Raw genomic sequence first — 16107 nt, 5'->3', positions numbered from 1 at the left:
GGGATCGCCTGCTGGCGCAGGCGACCCGCTGGGGGCGCTGCCCCCAGACCCCCGGGATATTTTTTGCAAAAAGAAAGCAATGAAAGGGGCTGATGTGCCAGTTTTAACGCCATTCGAGCTGATGGAGAAGCTGGTGAGCTTCCCGACCGTGAGCCGCGATCCGAACACCGATCTGATTGACTGGGTGGAGGGGTATCTGGCGGAGCATGGCATTGAGAGCCACCGCCACTGGCGCGACGAGGCCAGGACGCATTGTGCGCTTTTTGCCCATGTTGGCCCCGAGGTGGCGGGAGGCGTTGTGCTTTCAGGGCATACCGATGTGGTGCCTGTGGACGGGCAACCCTGGACAACCGATCCTTTTACCGTGACCGAACGGGACGGTAAGTATTACGGGCGCGGCACCTGTGACATGAAAGGGTTTGATGCGCTGGCGATCTGGGCTTTGGTGGAAGCCAAGCGACGCGGCGTGACACGGCCACTTCAGATTGCGTTGAGCTATGACGAGGAGGTGGGCTGCACGGGCGCGCCTGCGATGATTGCGGCGATGCAGGGCGTTTTGCCCAAGGCGGAGCTGGCCATTATCGGTGAACCAAGCCTGATGAAATGTGTGAACGGCCACAAGGGCGGTGTGGGGATTGCGACGCATGTTGTGGGGTTTGAGGTGCATTCCTCGATCATGCACCGGGGTGTGAGCGCGGTTATGGAGGCGGCCAAGCTGCTGGAATGGGCCAATGAGGCCAATGCCCAGAGCATGGCGCGCACGCCCCACAGCCTGGCCACGATGTTTGATCCGCCCTGGACCAATGCCCATGTGGGCACAATAGAAGGGGGCACGGCCAACAACATTACGGCCAAAGACTGTCGGTTTGTGATGGGATTTCGCGTGGTGCCGAGCGAGCAGAAGCAAGACTGGATTGACCGCTACACTGCGCGGGTGCGCGAGGTGGAAGCCGATATGAAGGCGATTCATCCGGAGGCGCGGATTGATCTGGAACCGTTTTTTGATGTGCCCGGGCTTAAGCCTGAACAGGACGGTGTGGCCGAGAGCTTTGTGCGCCGTTTGACGGGGGACAACGCGAGCCATGTTGTGAGCTATGGCACCGAAGCGGGCCAGTTTCAGGACGCGGGCTATTCTGCTGTGATCTGTGGGCCGGGCAGTATTGAACAGGCCCATCAGCCAGATGAATTTATCGCGGTGGCCGAGTTTGAGGCGGGCCAGCGCTTTATGGAGCGGTTGCTTGAGGAGCTTGCGGGGTGATGCTGGGTATACCACTGGGGCTGCACAAAGCGCCCGAGTATGCGGACCCACTGCCAAAAGAGGCCGATGCGGTGATCATCGGTGGCGGGGTGATTGGCGTCTGTGCGGCCTATTACCTTGCACAGCTGGGCCTGAAGCCGCTGTTGCTTGAGAAGGGCCGTGTTGCGGCCGAGCAAAGTGCGCGCAACTGGGGCTGGATCCGCAAGACAGGGCGCGACTATGCGGAGCTGCCCATTGTCATTGAAGCCCAGGAGCGGTGGGAAGAACTGGCCGCTGTTTGCAAAGATGACTTCGGCCTCAAGCGCCCCGGCGTTACCTTTTTGCCCAAGAATGAAGCACAGCTAGGGAAATATGAGGCATGGGCAAAAGAATTTGGCCGCGCCGCTGGCACGCAGATGCTGTCGCGCGCGCAAGTTGCCGCGCTGTTGCCTGACGCCCACAACCCTTGGGGCGGGGCCATGCATACGCCTGATGATATGGTGGCTGAGCCGTTTGAGGCCGTGCCTGCGCTGGCGCGGGCGGCTGTGGCGGCGGGTGTGAGTATCCGCGAGGGCTGCGCTGTGCGCGGGCTTTTGCGCGAGGCGGGCGCTGTGAGCGGCGTTGTCACCGAGGCGGGCGAGGTGAAAACCAAGCTGGTGCTTGTGGCGGCGGGCGCTTGGTCCTCGCTGTTTTTGCGCCGCGAGGGCGTGAGCATTCCGCAGCTGTCTGTGCGCTCCAATGTCTTGGCGACCGAGGCGATGCCGTCTTTCTTTGAGGGCGCTGCGGGCGAGGATGCGATGTCGTTTCGCCGCCGCAAGGACGGGGGCTATACCATGGCCTCTTTGGGGGTGAACCATCTTTGGGTGGGGCCAGACGCTCTGCGCCATGTGCCCCATTACCGCCAGCTGATTGTGGGGGGAGACTTTGGCATGAGTTACCGCCCGCCTGCACCGCGCGACTGGCCTGACGGGTTCTTGACCAAACGGCGCTGGCGGCTGGATGAGGAAACCCCGTTTGAGCGGATGCGCGTGCTTGACCCTGCGCCGAGTGATGCGGCCCTTGACCGTATGCTCGACAAATTTGCTGCGCGCTTCCCCAAAATCGGGCGGCCCAAGGTGGCGCGGCGTTGGGCGGGGATGATCGACACGATGCCTGATGTTGTGCCGATTGTGGACCATGCTCCTGTGCAGGGGCTGAGCATTTGCACGGGGATGTGTGGCCACGGATTTGGCATTGGCCCGGCTTTCGGGCGGATTATGGCGGATATGATGCTGGGACGCGACGTCGGACACGACCTCACGCGTTTTCGCCTTGCGCGGTTTGACAACTATGCCAAGCTCGAGCTTGGACCTGATGTCTAAGGAGCAGGCGTTATGCCAGTTAAGAACAGATTTGCCGAGCTGAGCGCCGAAATCACGGCGTGGCGGCGCGACTTTCACACCCACCCCGAACTGCGCTTTGAAGAGACGCGCACGGCGGGGCTTGTGGCCAAACGCTTGCGCGGCTTTGGCTGCGATGAGGTGGTTGAAGGCTTTGGTAAGACAGGTGTTGTGGCTGTGATCCGCGGGCGCGGGCAGGGCAGCGGGCACACCATCGGCTTTCGCGCCGATATGGACGCGCTGCCGATCCGTGAGGCGACGGGGCTGCCCTATGCGTCGCAAAACGCGGGCAAGATGCACGCCTGCGGCCATGACGGGCATACCAGTATGCTTTTGGGCGCGGCGCAATATCTGGCCGAGACCCGCAACTTTGACGGCACGGTTGTGCTCTGTTTCCAGCCTGCCGAAGAGGGGGGTGGCGGGGCCAAGGCCATGCTGGCCGAAGGGCTGATGGAGCGCTTTGCGATTGACGAGATCTACGGGATGCACAACTGGCCCGGCATCGAGGCGGGGCAATTTGCTGTGCTGGAAGGGCCGCAGATGTCGGCTGCCGAGGCGTTTCGCATTGTTGTGACGGGCAAGGGCGGGCACGGGGCCATGCCGCATCTGTCGGTTGATACCTCACTTGTGGCGAGCCATATCGTGGTGGCGATGCAATCGGTTGTGGCGCGCAGCGTGAACCCTTTGCGCTCGGCTGTTATCTCGCTTTGCGGGCTGCGCTCGAACACGGATATTTACAACGTGATCCCTGATATGGTGACGATTAAGGGCACGCTGCGCTACTTTGACAAGGATGTGCGCGAGGTGATGGGCGCGCGGATGAACGCGATCATTCAGCACACCGCAGAAGCCTATGGTGGCAGTGCTGTGCTTGAGTTTGCCAATGATGGCGTGCCGCCGACTGTGAATGACGTGGAGGCTGCGCGCCATGCGGCAGCGGCGGCCAAGGCTGTGACGGGGCGCGAGACGGTGGAGATCGACCCTGTGATGCCTGCAGAGGACTTTTCGGAGATGCTGGAAGCACGGCCCGGGGCCTATGTCTTTATCGGCAATGGTGACAGCGCCGATCTGCACAACCCGAATTACAACTTTAACGACGATATCCTGCCCGTGGGCTGTAGCTTCTTTGCCGAACTGGCCGAGCAGCGCATGCCCCTGACAGACTGACAAGGAGAAAGACAATGGCTGTAAAGAACCGCTTTGCCGAGCTGCATGACGAAATCACCGCATGGCGCCGTGACTTTCACGAGCACCCCGAAATCCTGTTCGAGACCCATCGCACCAGCGCGATTGTGGCGGAAAAGCTCAAGGCGTTTGGCTGTGACGAGGTTGTCACGGGGATTGGCCGCACGGGGGTTGTGGGGGTGATCAAGGGCAAGTCGGATACCTCCGGGAAGGTTGTGGGGATGCGCGCGGATATGGATGCGCTGCCGATGCCCGAAGAAACGGGGCTGCCCTATGCCAGCAAAACACCCGGTGCAATGCATGCTTGCGGGCATGACGGGCACACGGCGATGCTGCTCGGCGCGGCAAAATATCTGGCCGAGACCCGGAACTTTGACGGCACGGCTGTCGTGATCTTCCAGCCCGCCGAAGAAGGCGGTGGCGGCGGCAAAGAGATGTGTGACGATGGCATGATGGAGCGCTTCGGCATTCAGGAAGTCTACGGGATGCACAACTGGCCCGGGAAGCCTGTGGGGGCGTTTTCTATCCGTTCGGGGCCGTTTTTTGCGGCAACGGATGTGTTTACTGTCGAGTTTACGGGGCGTGGTGGCCACGGGGCCAAGCCGCAGGAGACTGTGGACACAACCGTGATGGCGGCGCAGGCTGTGCTGGCTTTGCAGACGATTGCCAGCCGCAATGCCGACCCTGTTGAGAATATTGTGGTGTCTGTGACGTCATTTGAAACCAGTTCCAAGGCGTTTAACGTGATCCCCGGAGGCGTCACGCTTAAGGGAACCGTGCGCACCATGAGCGCCGCCATGCGAGACTTGGCTGAGCAGCGCCTCGGAGAGATTTGCAACGGGATTGCGGCGACATTTGGCGGCACTGTCGATGTGACCTACCAGCGCAACTACCCTGTGATGGACAACCACGCGGCGCAAACAGATTTCTTGCGCGAGGTTGCCACCAGCGTGTCGGGTGGCTGCGAAGAAGCGCCGCTTGTCATGGGGGGGGAAGACTTTGCCTTTATGCTCGAAGAGCGCCCCGGTGCTTATATCCTTATGGGCAATGGTGACACGGCGATGGTGCATAACACCAAGTATGACTTCAACGACGAGGCCATTCCTGCGGGCTGCAGCTATTGGGCCGAAATTGTCGAACAGCGGATGCCTGCGGCGGGCTGAGGCTTGCGCGCCATGGGGCGGCAGACTAGGAAGGGCGCATGAAACCTGCGCCCTTTCTTGCTTATCTGGCTGAGCCTCACGCCGAAAAAATGGCTTTTTTTCGGGCGATCGCAACAGAAGTTGGTGCGGGCAAGCGCCTTGGCACATGGGCGATGCGCTGGCGTGGTTATGAACAGACCCAAGCGCGCGCGCAGGCCTGTCTTGCCCGGGCAAAGAAACAGCCCAAACGGGCTTTGGCGCGCTGGTTGAAGCTTACTTTTCTAAAGGGGCGTTACAATTGGGCGCGACGGTATTTTGAAACGCACCCAGAGGCTGTGGCTCTGTGTTGGCAGGGCCTCACGGGCACGCGGCGAGCCTTTATGGAGGGCGCACGTGATGCCGGGGCAAGGGTTTTGTTTGCCGAACTGTCCCCTTTGCCGCTCAGGCGCACGCTGGATGCGCAAGGCGTAAATGCAGAGGGCTCTGTTCCACGTGCAGGCGCGTTTTATGACAGTGTGACGCCGGATCTGGAACTGCTGGCAAATCTGAAAGGCGGCTTTAAGGCCCGCGTGCCACGGCGGGCCGATGTGGGGCAAGCGGCGGGCGAGTTTGGCGGTGCTCAGTTTCTCTTTGTGCCGCTGCAAGTGCCTGATGACAGCCAGATGACGCTGTTTGCGGGCTGGTGTGGCGGTTTGGCGGGCTTTCTTGAGGCTTTGGCAGACGCGTCGCAGAGCTTGCCAGAGGGCTGGCATTTACGGCTCAAGGAGCACCCGTCTTCCAAGGTTGCCTTGACGGATAAAATCAACGCACTGATCGCTTCGGGCGCGCGCTTTGAACTTGATAATTCTGCCGACAGCTTTGCCCAGATTGCGGCGAGCCAAGGGGTTGTGACGATCAACTCTTCTATGGGCTTGCAAGCGATGTTCTGGGACAAGCCGGTGCTTCTTACGGGCGAGGCCTTGTATGATATTGCGGGAGTTGCAGAACGGGTGGGTAGCGCCGAGGCGCTGAAACAGGCTTTTGCGCGTGCGGATGGTTTGACCTTTGATGCGGCGCTCAGAGCGCGGTTTCTGACATGGCTTGCGCGTGATTATTACATCGGATTTGACGGAGAAACGCTGACAGATGCGCGCCAAGTGCAGCGTTTGTTGGCTGAAAGGACCTAAAATGGGATTTTTCAAGGCACGGCCCATCAGTAAGCTGGCGGTTGTTCCGCCCAAGCCCGACGCGGCGCGTGTGGGTGTTGCGATTGCTATTATCGTAAAGAACGAGGCGCGCTATATTGAAGAATGGGCCCGCTTTCATGCGCTGGCGGGCGTGCGCCACTTCTATGTTTATGACAACGGATCCACAGATGAAACGTGCGCGCTCTTGCGTGGCTGCCTGCCTGAAGATGCGCTGACCATTCTCCCTTGGGCGCAAAGCCTGCGCGACGGGCGCACGGGGGCCGAGCTGCACAATCAGGTGCTGGCATTTGCACATGCTTTGGCAAATTACGGCGGCGCATATCGCTGGATGGCCTTTGTGGATGTGGACGAATTTATTGTGCCCAGAGAGCATGACAGCCTTGATGCGGCCTTGGCCGAGCTGGAAGCCGCGGCACATGTCTCTTTGCCTTGGCAGATGTTTGGTCGATCTGGCCATGAGGGGCCCCCTGAAGGGGGCATTGTGGCCAACTACCTGATGCGGATGCGGGATGTGCAGAGCGCGCGCCATGCCCTCAACTGGAAATGCATCGTTGATCCGTGCCGTGTGACCGGTGTGCGGGTACACGGGATGGAGATAGACGGACGTGCCGAAGGGGTGAACGACAGGGGCCAGCCTGCGGCGCACAAGGCGCGTGGGCGGGCTGATTTCTACTCAAACCAGCGCTTGCAGCTCAATCACTATTACACACGCTCGAACTCGGATTTGCAGACCAAGTTGGCGGCCTGCCTGATTGCTTCGGTAGAGCTGCAACAACATGCGCGGCGGGTGCAGCGCATTGTGGACGAGATCGAGGCGGATGAGGTGGAAGACCGAGCTGCGCTAGAGTTTCTGGCGCGGGTTCAGGGCACGTAAGACAGAAGTTTCGCAGCCGTTTTTGCCACGGCGTTTTCTGACTGTGATTGCCAAAGTGCTTTGTGGGGCCTGCGCATATGTGTTGTGAGGGCCTGTGCAAGTGCCGTGCTGCTGTCTAGCAGCGTGGCGTAGCCTTCGCGGCTGAGGCGCGCGTAGGCGTCTTTGAAATTAGCCACATTGGGGCCTGACAAAACATAGCAGCCTGCCTTGGCCGGCTCGTAGGGTGTGTGACCACCTTCACGGCCAAAGGAGCCGCCCAGAAAGACAACAGGCGCGGTTGCAAAGGCGGCGCCAGCTTCCCCGAGGGTGTCAGCGAGCAAAATCTGGCTCTGTGACGTGACGGCTTCGCCGAGGCTGCGTTGGGCGAGGTGTAGGTCTTTGGCGGCGTCTCTGATGGCTGTGGCGCGTGCGGGATGCCGTGGCAGCCAGAGCAAGAGCGCTTCTGGGGTGTGCCGGAGCACGTCACGGTGGGCCGCGAGCACATGTGCTTCATCGGCTGCATGGGTGGAAACGGCGGACCAGAGAGGGCGCTTTCCAGCTGCAGCACGGAACGCCGCGAGCGCTGCCGCGTCTGGTTCGGGCTTGGGGAGTGCTGCCTTCAGATCTCCGAACGTGAAGAGAACGTCGGGAGAGATGCCGAGCGCCTGAAGCTCTTTTTGAGCCATGTCACTTTGGCAGGTAATGACGTTAAAAGAAGACAGCATCTCTTTGTAAACGCGCGGAAAACGTGCGCGGCTCTTGGAGCTGCGTGCATTGAGAAGTGCTGTGGGTGTTCCGTTTTGAGCCAGTGCGCGGCACATGCGGGGCCAGAGGTCAGCCTCGACAAAGAGAGCAAGATCAGGCTGCCAATGCGCCAGAAACTTGCGCGTGGCCAAGGGCGTATCAATAGGCTGAAACTGATGGAGCGTGCCCTTGGGGAGCACGGCGCGCGCGCGGTCTGCCCCTGTTTGTGTGGCGGTGGTCACAAGCAGCTGGGCCTTCTCGGCCAGCAGCGGCGCAAGCGCGACCGCGGACTGGACTTCTCCGACCGATGCCGCGTGTAGCCAGATCAACGGCCCAGTCTGGCGTGGTTTTGTGGCTTGGCCCATACGCTCGCAAAGGCGCTCTGATGCTGCGGATTGGCGCAGGTGCTGGCGTTTGGCCGCATGTTTCAGAAGCCAGGGGGCAACGGCTGTGAGCGCGAAGTAGGCTTTGAGCAGGGCAGGCGTGGTCACGCTCAGCCGCCTGTGTGGCTCATGTGGCGGGTCATTTTGCCGCCAACGTTCTGGCGGTCATAATCAAAGTCGTGGCCCTTGGGTTTGCGTTCGATGGCTGCGCGAATGGCGGCTTCTAGCGGTGCTGTGGTGTCCGGGTGGTCGCGCAGGGGCGCGCGCAGGTCGGCGTTGTCTTCCTGACCAAGGCACATGAAAAGCTCGCCCGTGCAGGTGAGGCGCACGCGGTTGCAGCTTTCGCAGAAATTATGGGTGAGCGGTGTGATAAAGCCGATCTGTTGGCCTGTTTCAACAAGCTCCACATAGCGCGCGGGGCCACCTGTGCGGTGGGCCAGGTCTTTGAGCGTGTAGCGCTCGGCCAAAGTGGCGCGCAAGTCTTTCAGGGGCCAGTATTGGTCGAGCCTGTCTTCATTGCCGATGTCGCCCATGGGCATGACTTCGATGAACGTAAGGTCCATATCTTCGTGTTTGCACCATTCGGCCAAGGTGAAAAGCTCCTCCTCGTTAAAGCCCTTGAGCGCAACCGTGTTGATCTTGACGCGCAGCCCTGCCTTTTTGGCCGCCTCGATCCCGCGCAACACCTGGGGCAAGCGGCCCCAGCGGGTGATGTCTGCGAATTTCTGCTCATCCAGCGTATCGAGCGAAATATTGATACGGCGCACGCCAGCGGCGTAAAGCTCATCGGCAAAACGCTCAAGCTGGGAGCCGTTGGTTGTGAGGGTCAGCTCTTTGAGCGCGCCACTCTCCAAGTGCCGTGTCATCGCGTTAAAAAACGTCATGATGCCTTTGCGCACCAGCGGCTCGCCGCCCGTGATCCGCAGCTTTTCAACGCCGAGGCCTATGAACGTGCTGCACATGCGGTCAAGCTCTTCCAGTGTGAGAAGCTCTTTCTTGGGCAGGAATGTCATGTTTTCGGACATGCAATAAACACAGCGGAAATCGCACCTGTCGGTCACGGAGACACGCAAGTACGAGATGGGGCGGGCGAACGGGTCAATTAACGGCGTTTTCATGCTTTAACAGGTAAGGGCTGGGGCGCAGCGGGGCAAGGGTGTTTCTGCACTGGTCAAGCCGCTTGGTGGGGCTTAATCTGAGGGGATGAAGCACGTATTTTTAGGTTTGAGTTTTGGCATGGCCCTTGGTGGCTGTGCTTTGGTGCAACAGGCAGATGAGATGCCTGCCCCTGAAGCAGAGGCGGTTGTGGCCCCGTCAGCACCGGCTGTGCGCCCGCCTGCGGCGCGTCCGCCCGCCAATGCGCGCACTGTGGAGCAGTTTGACACCACGAGTGCTGCCGAGCGGCAGGCTGCCGAGGCCGCAGCCAAAGCACAGGCTGCGAGCGGGCAAGGCAAGGCGCTTGGGCGCACTGTGGCTTCGCTGGGCGATGCGACGGTGCCGGGGCTATGGCTGCGCACGCCTCTTGTGAGCGAGGCGGCGATGGGCCGTGTTGTCTACGCCAAGACAGGCAAGGCTGTGGAGCTTGAGCTTGTGCCGATTGAGGGGGTGAAAACCGCAGGCAGCCAGATTTCGCTGGCGGCGTTGCGGGTGCTTGAGGCACCTTTGACCGACTTGTCTGAAGTTGATGTCTTTATAAACTAACGCGGAGCGCAGCATGCCCAATGTACCGACAGCCTTTGGCTATGCCATCGGGCCTGACCGCCACGCCGTGGTGCTCGGGGGCAAGGCCTTTGAGGCGGCTCATGCGCCCGCGGCAGGGGGCTATCTCTGGCGCCATGTGCAGGGGGATGTGGCTGCGTTGCGCAGCACCCTTCACGGGCTTCAGCTGGATGACAGCGTTGTCACGGCACTGACCGCTGAGGAAACCCGCCCGCGCTGTACGCCCCACGGGGCGGGGGCCATCCTTGTTTTGCGGGGGGTAAACCTGACCGAAGGTGCTGAGCCTGATGACATGATCTCTTTGCGCCTCTGGGTTGAGGCGGGGCAGGTTGTGAGCTGCGGGGTGCGTGAGCTTAAGGCGCTTGGCGATGTGACCACGATGGTGGAAGAGGGGCGCGCGCCGCTGGCTTCGGCAGATATGGTCGCCGCGCTTGTGCTGCGGCTTGCCGACCGCGCCGAGCCGATTGTGGCGGAGCTAAATGAAAAGCTCGACAGCTTTGATGACGCGCTGGCCGCGCAGAGCATGAGCGAGACACGGCGCGCTTTGGCCGAGATCCGCCAGATGGCAACGGGGTTGCGGCGCTATATGTTTCCGCAGCGTGACGCGCTCACCACCTTTGAGGTCGAGGCGTTTGACTGGGTTTCGCGGGAGGCGCTCGGCCAGTTGCGTGAAGCCACAGACCGCCTGACGCGGCTCTGTGAAGAGCTGGATGCGATCCGGGATCGGGCGCAGATTGTGCAGGATCAGGTGATGGATGCGCGCGCCGAACAGATGAACACACAGATGTTTGTTCTGACCATTGTTTCGGCGTTCTTTCTGCCCATTGGCTTTCTCACGGGGCTTTTAGGGATCAATGTGGGGGGCGTGCCGCTCTCGGATAGCCCCAACGGCTTTGCCATCACCTGTGGTGCAATCGTTGCGGTGCTCATTGCGGAATATGCGCTTTTCAAGAAGATGAAGCTCTTCTGAAGCTTTTACACAAGGTAACTGTTTACCCGGGGTGCGCTCTGGGCAAAACTGAACAATAGTGAGTGAAACGGGAGAGAGACCATGACAAGATTGAACAGACGGCAGACACTTGGCTTGCTTGGTGCAGCCGCAGGCGTGGGCCTTGCAGCACCTGCGATTGCCTCGGGGAAGAAGATTGTCGTGGGCGCGCTGCGCTTTACGTCACACGCGGGCAGCTTTGTGGCTGTTGAGCGCAACTACTTTGCCGAAGCAGGGCTGGATGTGGAGCTTCGCTTCTTTGAGGCGGCGCAGCCTATGGCTGTCGCGATTGCGTCAGGGGATGTGGATTATGCGGTTACGGCTGTATCAGGCGGATTGATTTCGCTGGCCGATAAGGGCGCGATCAAGGTCATCGGCGGTGCGCTGAGCGAAGAGGCGGGGATTGATGGCCAGAAAATTCTGGCCTCGGATGCGGCGTTCAAGGCGGGGCTGACCAGCCCGGCGATGCTTGATGGCAAGAGCTTTGGCGTGACGCAGGCTGGCTCGTCTTTCCACTATATGGGCTCGAAAGTGGCCGAGAAAGAGGGCATCATCATGAGCTTCAAGCCTTTGCAAAAGGTCGGGGCCGTGATTGGGGCGCTCAAGTCAGGGCAGATTGATGCCTGGTCTATCGTGCCTCATATCGCCAAGCCGCTGGCTGGCTCGGGCGCTGTGCATATCATCGGCAATATCTCGGACTATCTGCCAGCCTATCAGGTGACGACGCTGTTTACCTCGGCCAAGACCGCAAGCGACGAGCGTGGCCAGACTGCTGACTACCTTGCCAGCTATGCCAAGGGCGTGGCCGATTACAACGCGGCCATGATTGCGCGCGAGGGCGGCGAGGATGCGATGGTCGATCTTATTCACAAGTATGTCTACACAGACCGCCCGCGCGAAAAGGCTGCGCCGAGCATCATCAATGGCACCATGCGCCTCAATGAGGGGGCCAAGCTCAATGTGGCGTCGATGGCGGACCAGCTCGGGTGGTTCCAGTCAGAAGACTTGGTTAGCAAGGACATCACGCTCGATACGCTTGTGGACACAAGCTACGTTGAGACTTTTGAAGCATAAGCCAAACGGCGGGGGGCTGTTGCGGCCTTCCGCCCTATTTTGAAGGCAGGGCAGATATGGACCTTTCGCTCGAGCGGATCAGCCATTCTTATGGCGACACAGAGGTTTTGCGCGATATCTCCCTTGAGGTGAAAAGCGACGAGATCGTCTGTCTGGTGGGGCCGTCGGGCTGTGGCAAGTCCACGCTTTTGCGCCTTGTCGGCGGGCTTGAAAAGCCTTCGGCGGGCCGCGTTTTGCAGCTGGGAGAGGTGCCAGAGGGCTGCCTCAATCCGTTGACATATGTGTTTCAGGACTTTGCGCTGCTGCCTTGGCGGACAGTGCGGGGCAATGTCTCGCTTGTGCTGGAAGACCACGGCATCAAAGGCGCTGCGGCGGAGCAGATCATTGAAGATGTGCTGTCGCGCACGCGGCTGACGGGCTTTGCCGAGGCGTTGCCGCGCCAGCTTTCTGGCGGAATGAAACAGCGGGTGGCGATTGCGCGTGCGCTGGCGGTGAAGCCTGCGGTGATGTTGCTGGATGAGCCTTTGTCGGCGCTTGATGCGCAGACGCGTGAGCTTTTGATGGACGACCTCGTGGGGCTATGGACGCGCCAGCCGTTTACGGCCGTTTATGTGACCCACAATTTGGCAGAGGCCGTGCGCCTTGGGCACAAGATTGTGGTGTTGTCGCGCAGGCCGGGCCAGCTGCGTGAGGTGGTTGAGATCAAGACGCCACTGGCGGACCGGACGCATGGCGACGCGGCGCTTGAAGCGGTGCAGCAGCACCTCTGGGAGCTGATGCGCGACGAGGCCAAAGCCGCAGATGAGGAGCTTTTGGATGTCTGAGCCGAAACAAGTCCCGTTTCGGGGCGGCGGATTTGCCCCGACGGCGCGGCGCGGTGTCGGGCTTTTGGTGTTTCTTTTGCTCATCGGTCTTGCCGAGTGGGGCACACAGGCGGGCTGGATATCCGCGCTGACCTTGCCAAAGCCATCAGATGTCTTGGCGACCTTTGGGGAGCTGTGGCAAAGCGGTTTGCTGATGAAACACCTGCAGCCCTCCCTGACGCGGCTTGTGGTGGGGGCCGCGCTTGGCGTGTCGCTCGGGGTGACTGTCGGGGTTCTCATAGGGTTGTTTTCTTACGTGCGCGCGGGGCTTGTTCCGCTGGTGGCGGCTATCTTTCCCATTCCCAAAATTGCGCTTTTGCCCTTGTTTGTCATCTGGTTCGGCATTGATGAGGCCAGCAAATATGCGCTGATCGCTTTTGGCACGTTTACCCCCACTGTCGTGGCGACCTATGGCGCGGTGGACAATGTCGACCGCACGCTTATTCGCATGGGCCAGAGCTTCGGGCTAAGCTGGTGGTCGATTGTGCGCAAGATCGTGTTGCCGGGGGCGATGCCGGGGATTTTGTCGGGGCTGCGTATCTCGCTGGCGATTGCCATTATCCTGCTGGTCGCCGCCGAGATGCTGGGCGCCGAATACGGGATCGGCGCCTATATTTTGCAGGCGGGTTCGCTTTACGACCTTGAGAGGCTGTTTGCGGGTGTGGTGATCCTGTCGCTGATCGGCGTGGTTGTGAGCACGTTGATTGGCCAGGTTGAGAAGCGGCTTTTGCGCTGGCGCAGTTAGGCGGGCTTGTCTTTGCTCGTCTCTTGCTTGGGCAGAAGCTTGGCCGCTTCCTTGCGCGCGAAGGGCTTCATCTTTTTGGCGTGATTGGCGAGGAAATACTCCACGCGCGGCGCATCGTGCTTTGAAAGCTCGCGCAGCCACCATGCGACAGATTTCTGGATGAACCACTCAGGGTCTTCAACATAGCGCACGGCCCAGCCCAGAACACGCATCCGCACCGCAAGCTCTTCGGGCTTGGGGTGGTTCTGCTTCGTGTAGGGCAGGGTCACAACCATGGCCGCACGGCGGGTCCAGTGGACATCGGACTTTGTCCATGTTTCAACGGTTTCGATGCGCGAAGGGTCAGCCACAAGGCGCTTTTGGCCTGCCATCATGGCATGATCGGCGATGGCCCAGCTGTCAAAGTCGGGCACCCAGGAGACGATCAGATCCCAGACGGCCTGGTCGGGTGTGATCCGCGCTTGGGTGAGCATCTTGGCGGCGGCGATGCGCGCTTCATAGATGTTGGTCTGCCAAAGATCAGAGGCGAGTTGCACGCGCTCATCCAGGCTGATTTGGCCGCGCCATTCCTTGGCAAGGTCGTTGATGGCCGGGTTTGGCACGCCCAGATATTCGCGCGGCACTTTGTGATAATCTGCCATGCCTTCGGCGCGGCCCTCTTCGGCAGCGTTGCGCAGGGCGGTGAGGGCATCATCAAGTGTCATGGCGGGCTTTCATCAAAAAGGGCGTCTTTGGCGGGGTGTCTCACATTGCGCGGGAAATGGCTATGTGAAACGTGCAGGCTACTCCACCGTCACCGATTTGGCCAAATTGCGCGGCTGGTCCACGTCGGTGCCTTTGGCAACCGCTGTGTGATAGGCCAAGAGCTGCGCGGGAATGGCGTAGAGCATCGGGGAGAGCGCGTTTGAGATTGTGGGCATCACGAGTGTGATCCAAGCTTCATCGCCTGCCTCTGACGCGCCAGCTTCATCGGTGATGAGCATCACCTTGCCACCGCGGGCCATGACCTCCTGCATGTTGGAGACTGTCTTTTCAAACAGGTCGTCGCGGGGGGCTTTCACAACCACTGGCATGGTCTTGTCGATGAGTGCGATGGGGCCGTGCTTTAGCTCGCCCGAGGCATAAGCCTCTGCGTGTATGTAGCTGATTTCCTTGAGCTTCAGCGCACCCTCAAGCGCGAGCGGATACATGAGGCCACGTCCGAGGAAGAGGACATCTTGCGCCTCGGCGAGTTTGAGGCCAGCTTGGGCGATCTGCTTATCAAGGCCGAGAGCTGTGTTGATAATGCCCGGCAGGCTGCGCAGCTCGGAGAGCTTGTCAGCCAGGTCTGCATCTGTGAGGCGGCCACGGGCATGCGCCGCTTTGAGCGCCAGCAAATAGAGCACCGTGAGCTGGCATGTGAAAGCCTTTGTTGAGGCCACGCCGATCTCGGGGCCTGCGAGAATGGGCAGGGCGAGGTTGCTCTCACGCGCAATCGAGCTGGTGCTCACATTGACCACAGACAGGATCGTTGCGGCCTTGCCCTCGCAATAGCGCAGGGCGGCGAGGGTATCGGCGGTTTCGCCTGACTGGCTCACAAAAAGCGCGGCGGTGTTGGCGGTGATGGGCGGTTCACGGTAGCGGAACTCGGAGGCGATATCGACCTCAACCGGCAGGCCTGCGATCTGCTCAAACCAGTATTTGGCTGTGAGGCAGGCGTAATAGGCGGTGCCGCAAGCGACCATGGTGAGGCGCTCTGTTTTGGTAAAGTCATGGCCCGCATCTGGCAGCTCGATGCTCTGACCATCATCTGAAAGGTAATATCCAATCGCTTCAGTGAGCACGCGGGGCTGCTCGGCGATTTCTTTGGACATGAAGTGTTTGTGGCCGCCTTTGTCGATCTGGGCGCTGTCGATTTCGACAGTCTTGATCTCGCGGTTGGCAGGGCGGCGCGCGGCATCGAGGATGTCGACTTGTGTGCGCGTGATGAGCGCAAAGTCACCCTCTTCGAGATAGGTGATCTGGTCGCTCAGGGGCGCAAGGGCGATGGCATCTGAGCCGACAAACATTTCGCCTGAGCCATGGCCGATGGCCAGAGGCGAGCCTTGGCGCGCGGCGATCAGCAGGTCCTCTTCGCCTTCAAAGAGGAAACAAAGCGCATAGGCCCCTTTGAGGCGGGCGATGGTTTCAAGCGCGGCGTCGCGGGGCGACTTGCCGTCATCCAGCAGTGACTGGGCGAGAAGTGCCACAGTTTCTGTGTCGGTGTCGGTGGTGTGGCCTATACCTTTTTCGGCCAGTTCGGCCCGCAGCTCGCGGTAGTTTTCGATGATGCCGTTGTGGACCACGGCGACTTGGCGTGTGCTATGCGGGTGGGCGTTGTTCTCATTTGCTGCGCCATGTGTGGCCCAGCGGGTGTGGCCTATGCCTGCCTTGCCTGTGAGGGGCTCATGCACCAGCCTGTCGGAGAGGTTGACGAGCTTGCCCACGGCGCGGCGGCGGTCAAGGCGGCCTGCATCAACGGTGGCGATGCCTGCGCTGTCATAGCCGCGGTATTCGAGCCGCTTGAGAGACTCAACCAAAAGAGGGGCCGCTTCATGGCTGCCCAACACACCTACAATACCACACATAA

General features: G+C 60.5%; 15 protein-coding genes. 11 read left to right on the top strand and 4 right to left on the bottom strand.

Features of this window, described 5'->3' with window-relative positions:
* Positions 1-121: 121 nt before the first annotated feature.
* The 6 genes from argE to ACTG3X_RS04295 are packed head-to-tail and all read left to right on the top strand — an operon-like array spanning position 122 to position 7004.
* Positions 122-1258, top strand: coding sequence for an acetylornithine deacetylase (gene argE, locus ACTG3X_RS04320; RefSeq protein ID WP_439110115.1), 1137 nt, complete (start codon positions 122-124; stop codon positions 1256-1258).
* Positions 1258-2598, top strand: coding sequence for an NAD(P)/FAD-dependent oxidoreductase (locus ACTG3X_RS04315; RefSeq protein WP_439110005.1), 1341 nt, complete (start codon positions 1258-1260; stop codon positions 2596-2598). Before argE ends, ACTG3X_RS04315 begins: the two co-directional genes overlap by 1 nt.
* Positions 2599-2610: 12 nt before the next feature.
* Positions 2611-3783: a M20 aminoacylase family protein gene (locus tag ACTG3X_RS04310; RefSeq protein WP_439110004.1), complete on the top strand. Its 1173-nt coding sequence runs from the start codon at positions 2611-2613 to the stop codon at positions 3781-3783.
* 14 nt (positions 3784-3797) lie between these two features.
* Positions 3798-4964, top strand: coding sequence for a M20 aminoacylase family protein (locus ACTG3X_RS04305; protein WP_439110003.1), 1167 nt, complete (start codon positions 3798-3800; stop codon positions 4962-4964).
* 38 nt (positions 4965-5002) lie between these two features.
* A complete protein-coding gene (locus ACTG3X_RS04300) occupies positions 5003-6109 on the top strand; it encodes a capsular polysaccharide export protein, LipB/KpsS family (protein ID WP_439110002.1) in 1107 nt (368 codons plus the stop codon).
* Between the two features lies 1 nt (position 6110).
* A complete protein-coding gene (locus ACTG3X_RS04295; RefSeq protein WP_439110001.1) occupies positions 6111-7004 on the top strand; it encodes a glycosyltransferase family 92 protein in 894 nt (297 codons plus the stop codon).
* Here ACTG3X_RS04295 and ACTG3X_RS04290 read toward each other — a convergent pair.
* Together ACTG3X_RS04290 and moaA are read right to left on the bottom strand one after the other, a co-directional pair.
* The gene (locus ACTG3X_RS04290) at positions 6992-8218 is read right to left on the bottom strand and encodes a 3-deoxy-D-manno-octulosonic acid transferase (RefSeq protein WP_439110000.1); all 1227 of its coding nucleotides are present in this window, start codon (positions 8216-8218) and stop codon (positions 6992-6994) included. The two genes, ACTG3X_RS04295 and ACTG3X_RS04290, sit on opposite strands and share 13 nt — an antisense overlap.
* Before the next feature lie 2 nt (positions 8219-8220).
* Positions 8221-9228, bottom strand: coding sequence for a GTP 3',8-cyclase MoaA (moaA, locus tag ACTG3X_RS04285; RefSeq protein WP_439109999.1), 1008 nt, complete (start codon positions 9226-9228; stop codon positions 8221-8223).
* Between the two features lie 118 nt (positions 9229-9346).
* On the opposite strand from moaA, the gene ACTG3X_RS04280 reads away from it, so the two are divergent.
* The 5 genes from ACTG3X_RS04280 (at position 9347) to ACTG3X_RS04260 (ending at position 13499) form a co-directional block, all read left to right on the top strand.
* Positions 9347-9811 carry a hypothetical protein gene (locus ACTG3X_RS04280; RefSeq protein WP_439109998.1) on the top strand — a complete coding sequence of 155 codons (465 nt, stop codon included), beginning with the start codon at positions 9347-9349 and terminating at the stop codon, positions 9809-9811.
* Positions 9812-9824: 13 nt separating this feature from the next.
* Positions 9825-10799: a zinc transporter ZntB gene (locus ACTG3X_RS04275; RefSeq protein ID WP_439109997.1), complete on the top strand. Its 975-nt coding sequence runs from the start codon at positions 9825-9827 to the stop codon at positions 10797-10799.
* A gap of 81 nt (positions 10800-10880) precedes the next feature.
* Entirely contained in the window at positions 10881-11891 is a 1011-nt protein-coding gene (locus tag ACTG3X_RS04270; RefSeq protein ID WP_439109996.1) for an ABC transporter substrate-binding protein, read from the top strand.
* Between the two features lie 56 nt (positions 11892-11947).
* Entirely contained in the window at positions 11948-12715 is a 768-nt protein-coding gene (locus ACTG3X_RS04265) for an ABC transporter ATP-binding protein (protein ID WP_439109995.1), read from the top strand.
* Entirely contained in the window at positions 12708-13499 is a 792-nt protein-coding gene (locus ACTG3X_RS04260; protein WP_439109994.1) for an ABC transporter permease, read from the top strand. The genes ACTG3X_RS04265 and ACTG3X_RS04260 overlap by 8 nt, the downstream gene beginning before the upstream one ends.
* Here the strand turns inward: ACTG3X_RS04260 and ACTG3X_RS04255 are convergent.
* Complete coding sequence (locus ACTG3X_RS04255; RefSeq protein WP_439109993.1) at positions 13496-14203, bottom strand: DNA alkylation repair protein; 708 nt, start codon at positions 14201-14203, stop codon at positions 13496-13498. The two genes, ACTG3X_RS04260 and ACTG3X_RS04255, sit on opposite strands and share 4 nt — an antisense overlap.
* Positions 14204-14281: 78 nt before the next feature.
* Positions 14282-16105 carry a glutamine--fructose-6-phosphate transaminase (isomerizing) gene (gene glmS, locus ACTG3X_RS04250; protein ID WP_439109992.1) on the bottom strand — a complete coding sequence of 608 codons (1824 nt, stop codon included), beginning with the start codon at positions 16103-16105 and terminating at the stop codon, positions 14282-14284.
* Positions 16106-16107 lie beyond the last annotated feature (2 nt).

It is taken from the genome of Lentibacter sp. (assembly GCF_965658795.1).
Classification (GTDB): domain Bacteria; phylum Pseudomonadota; class Alphaproteobacteria; order Rhodobacterales; family Rhodobacteraceae; genus Lentibacter.
The sequence above is the reverse complement of the archived record's forward strand: the minus strand, read 5'-3'. Positions and strand labels throughout refer to the sequence as shown.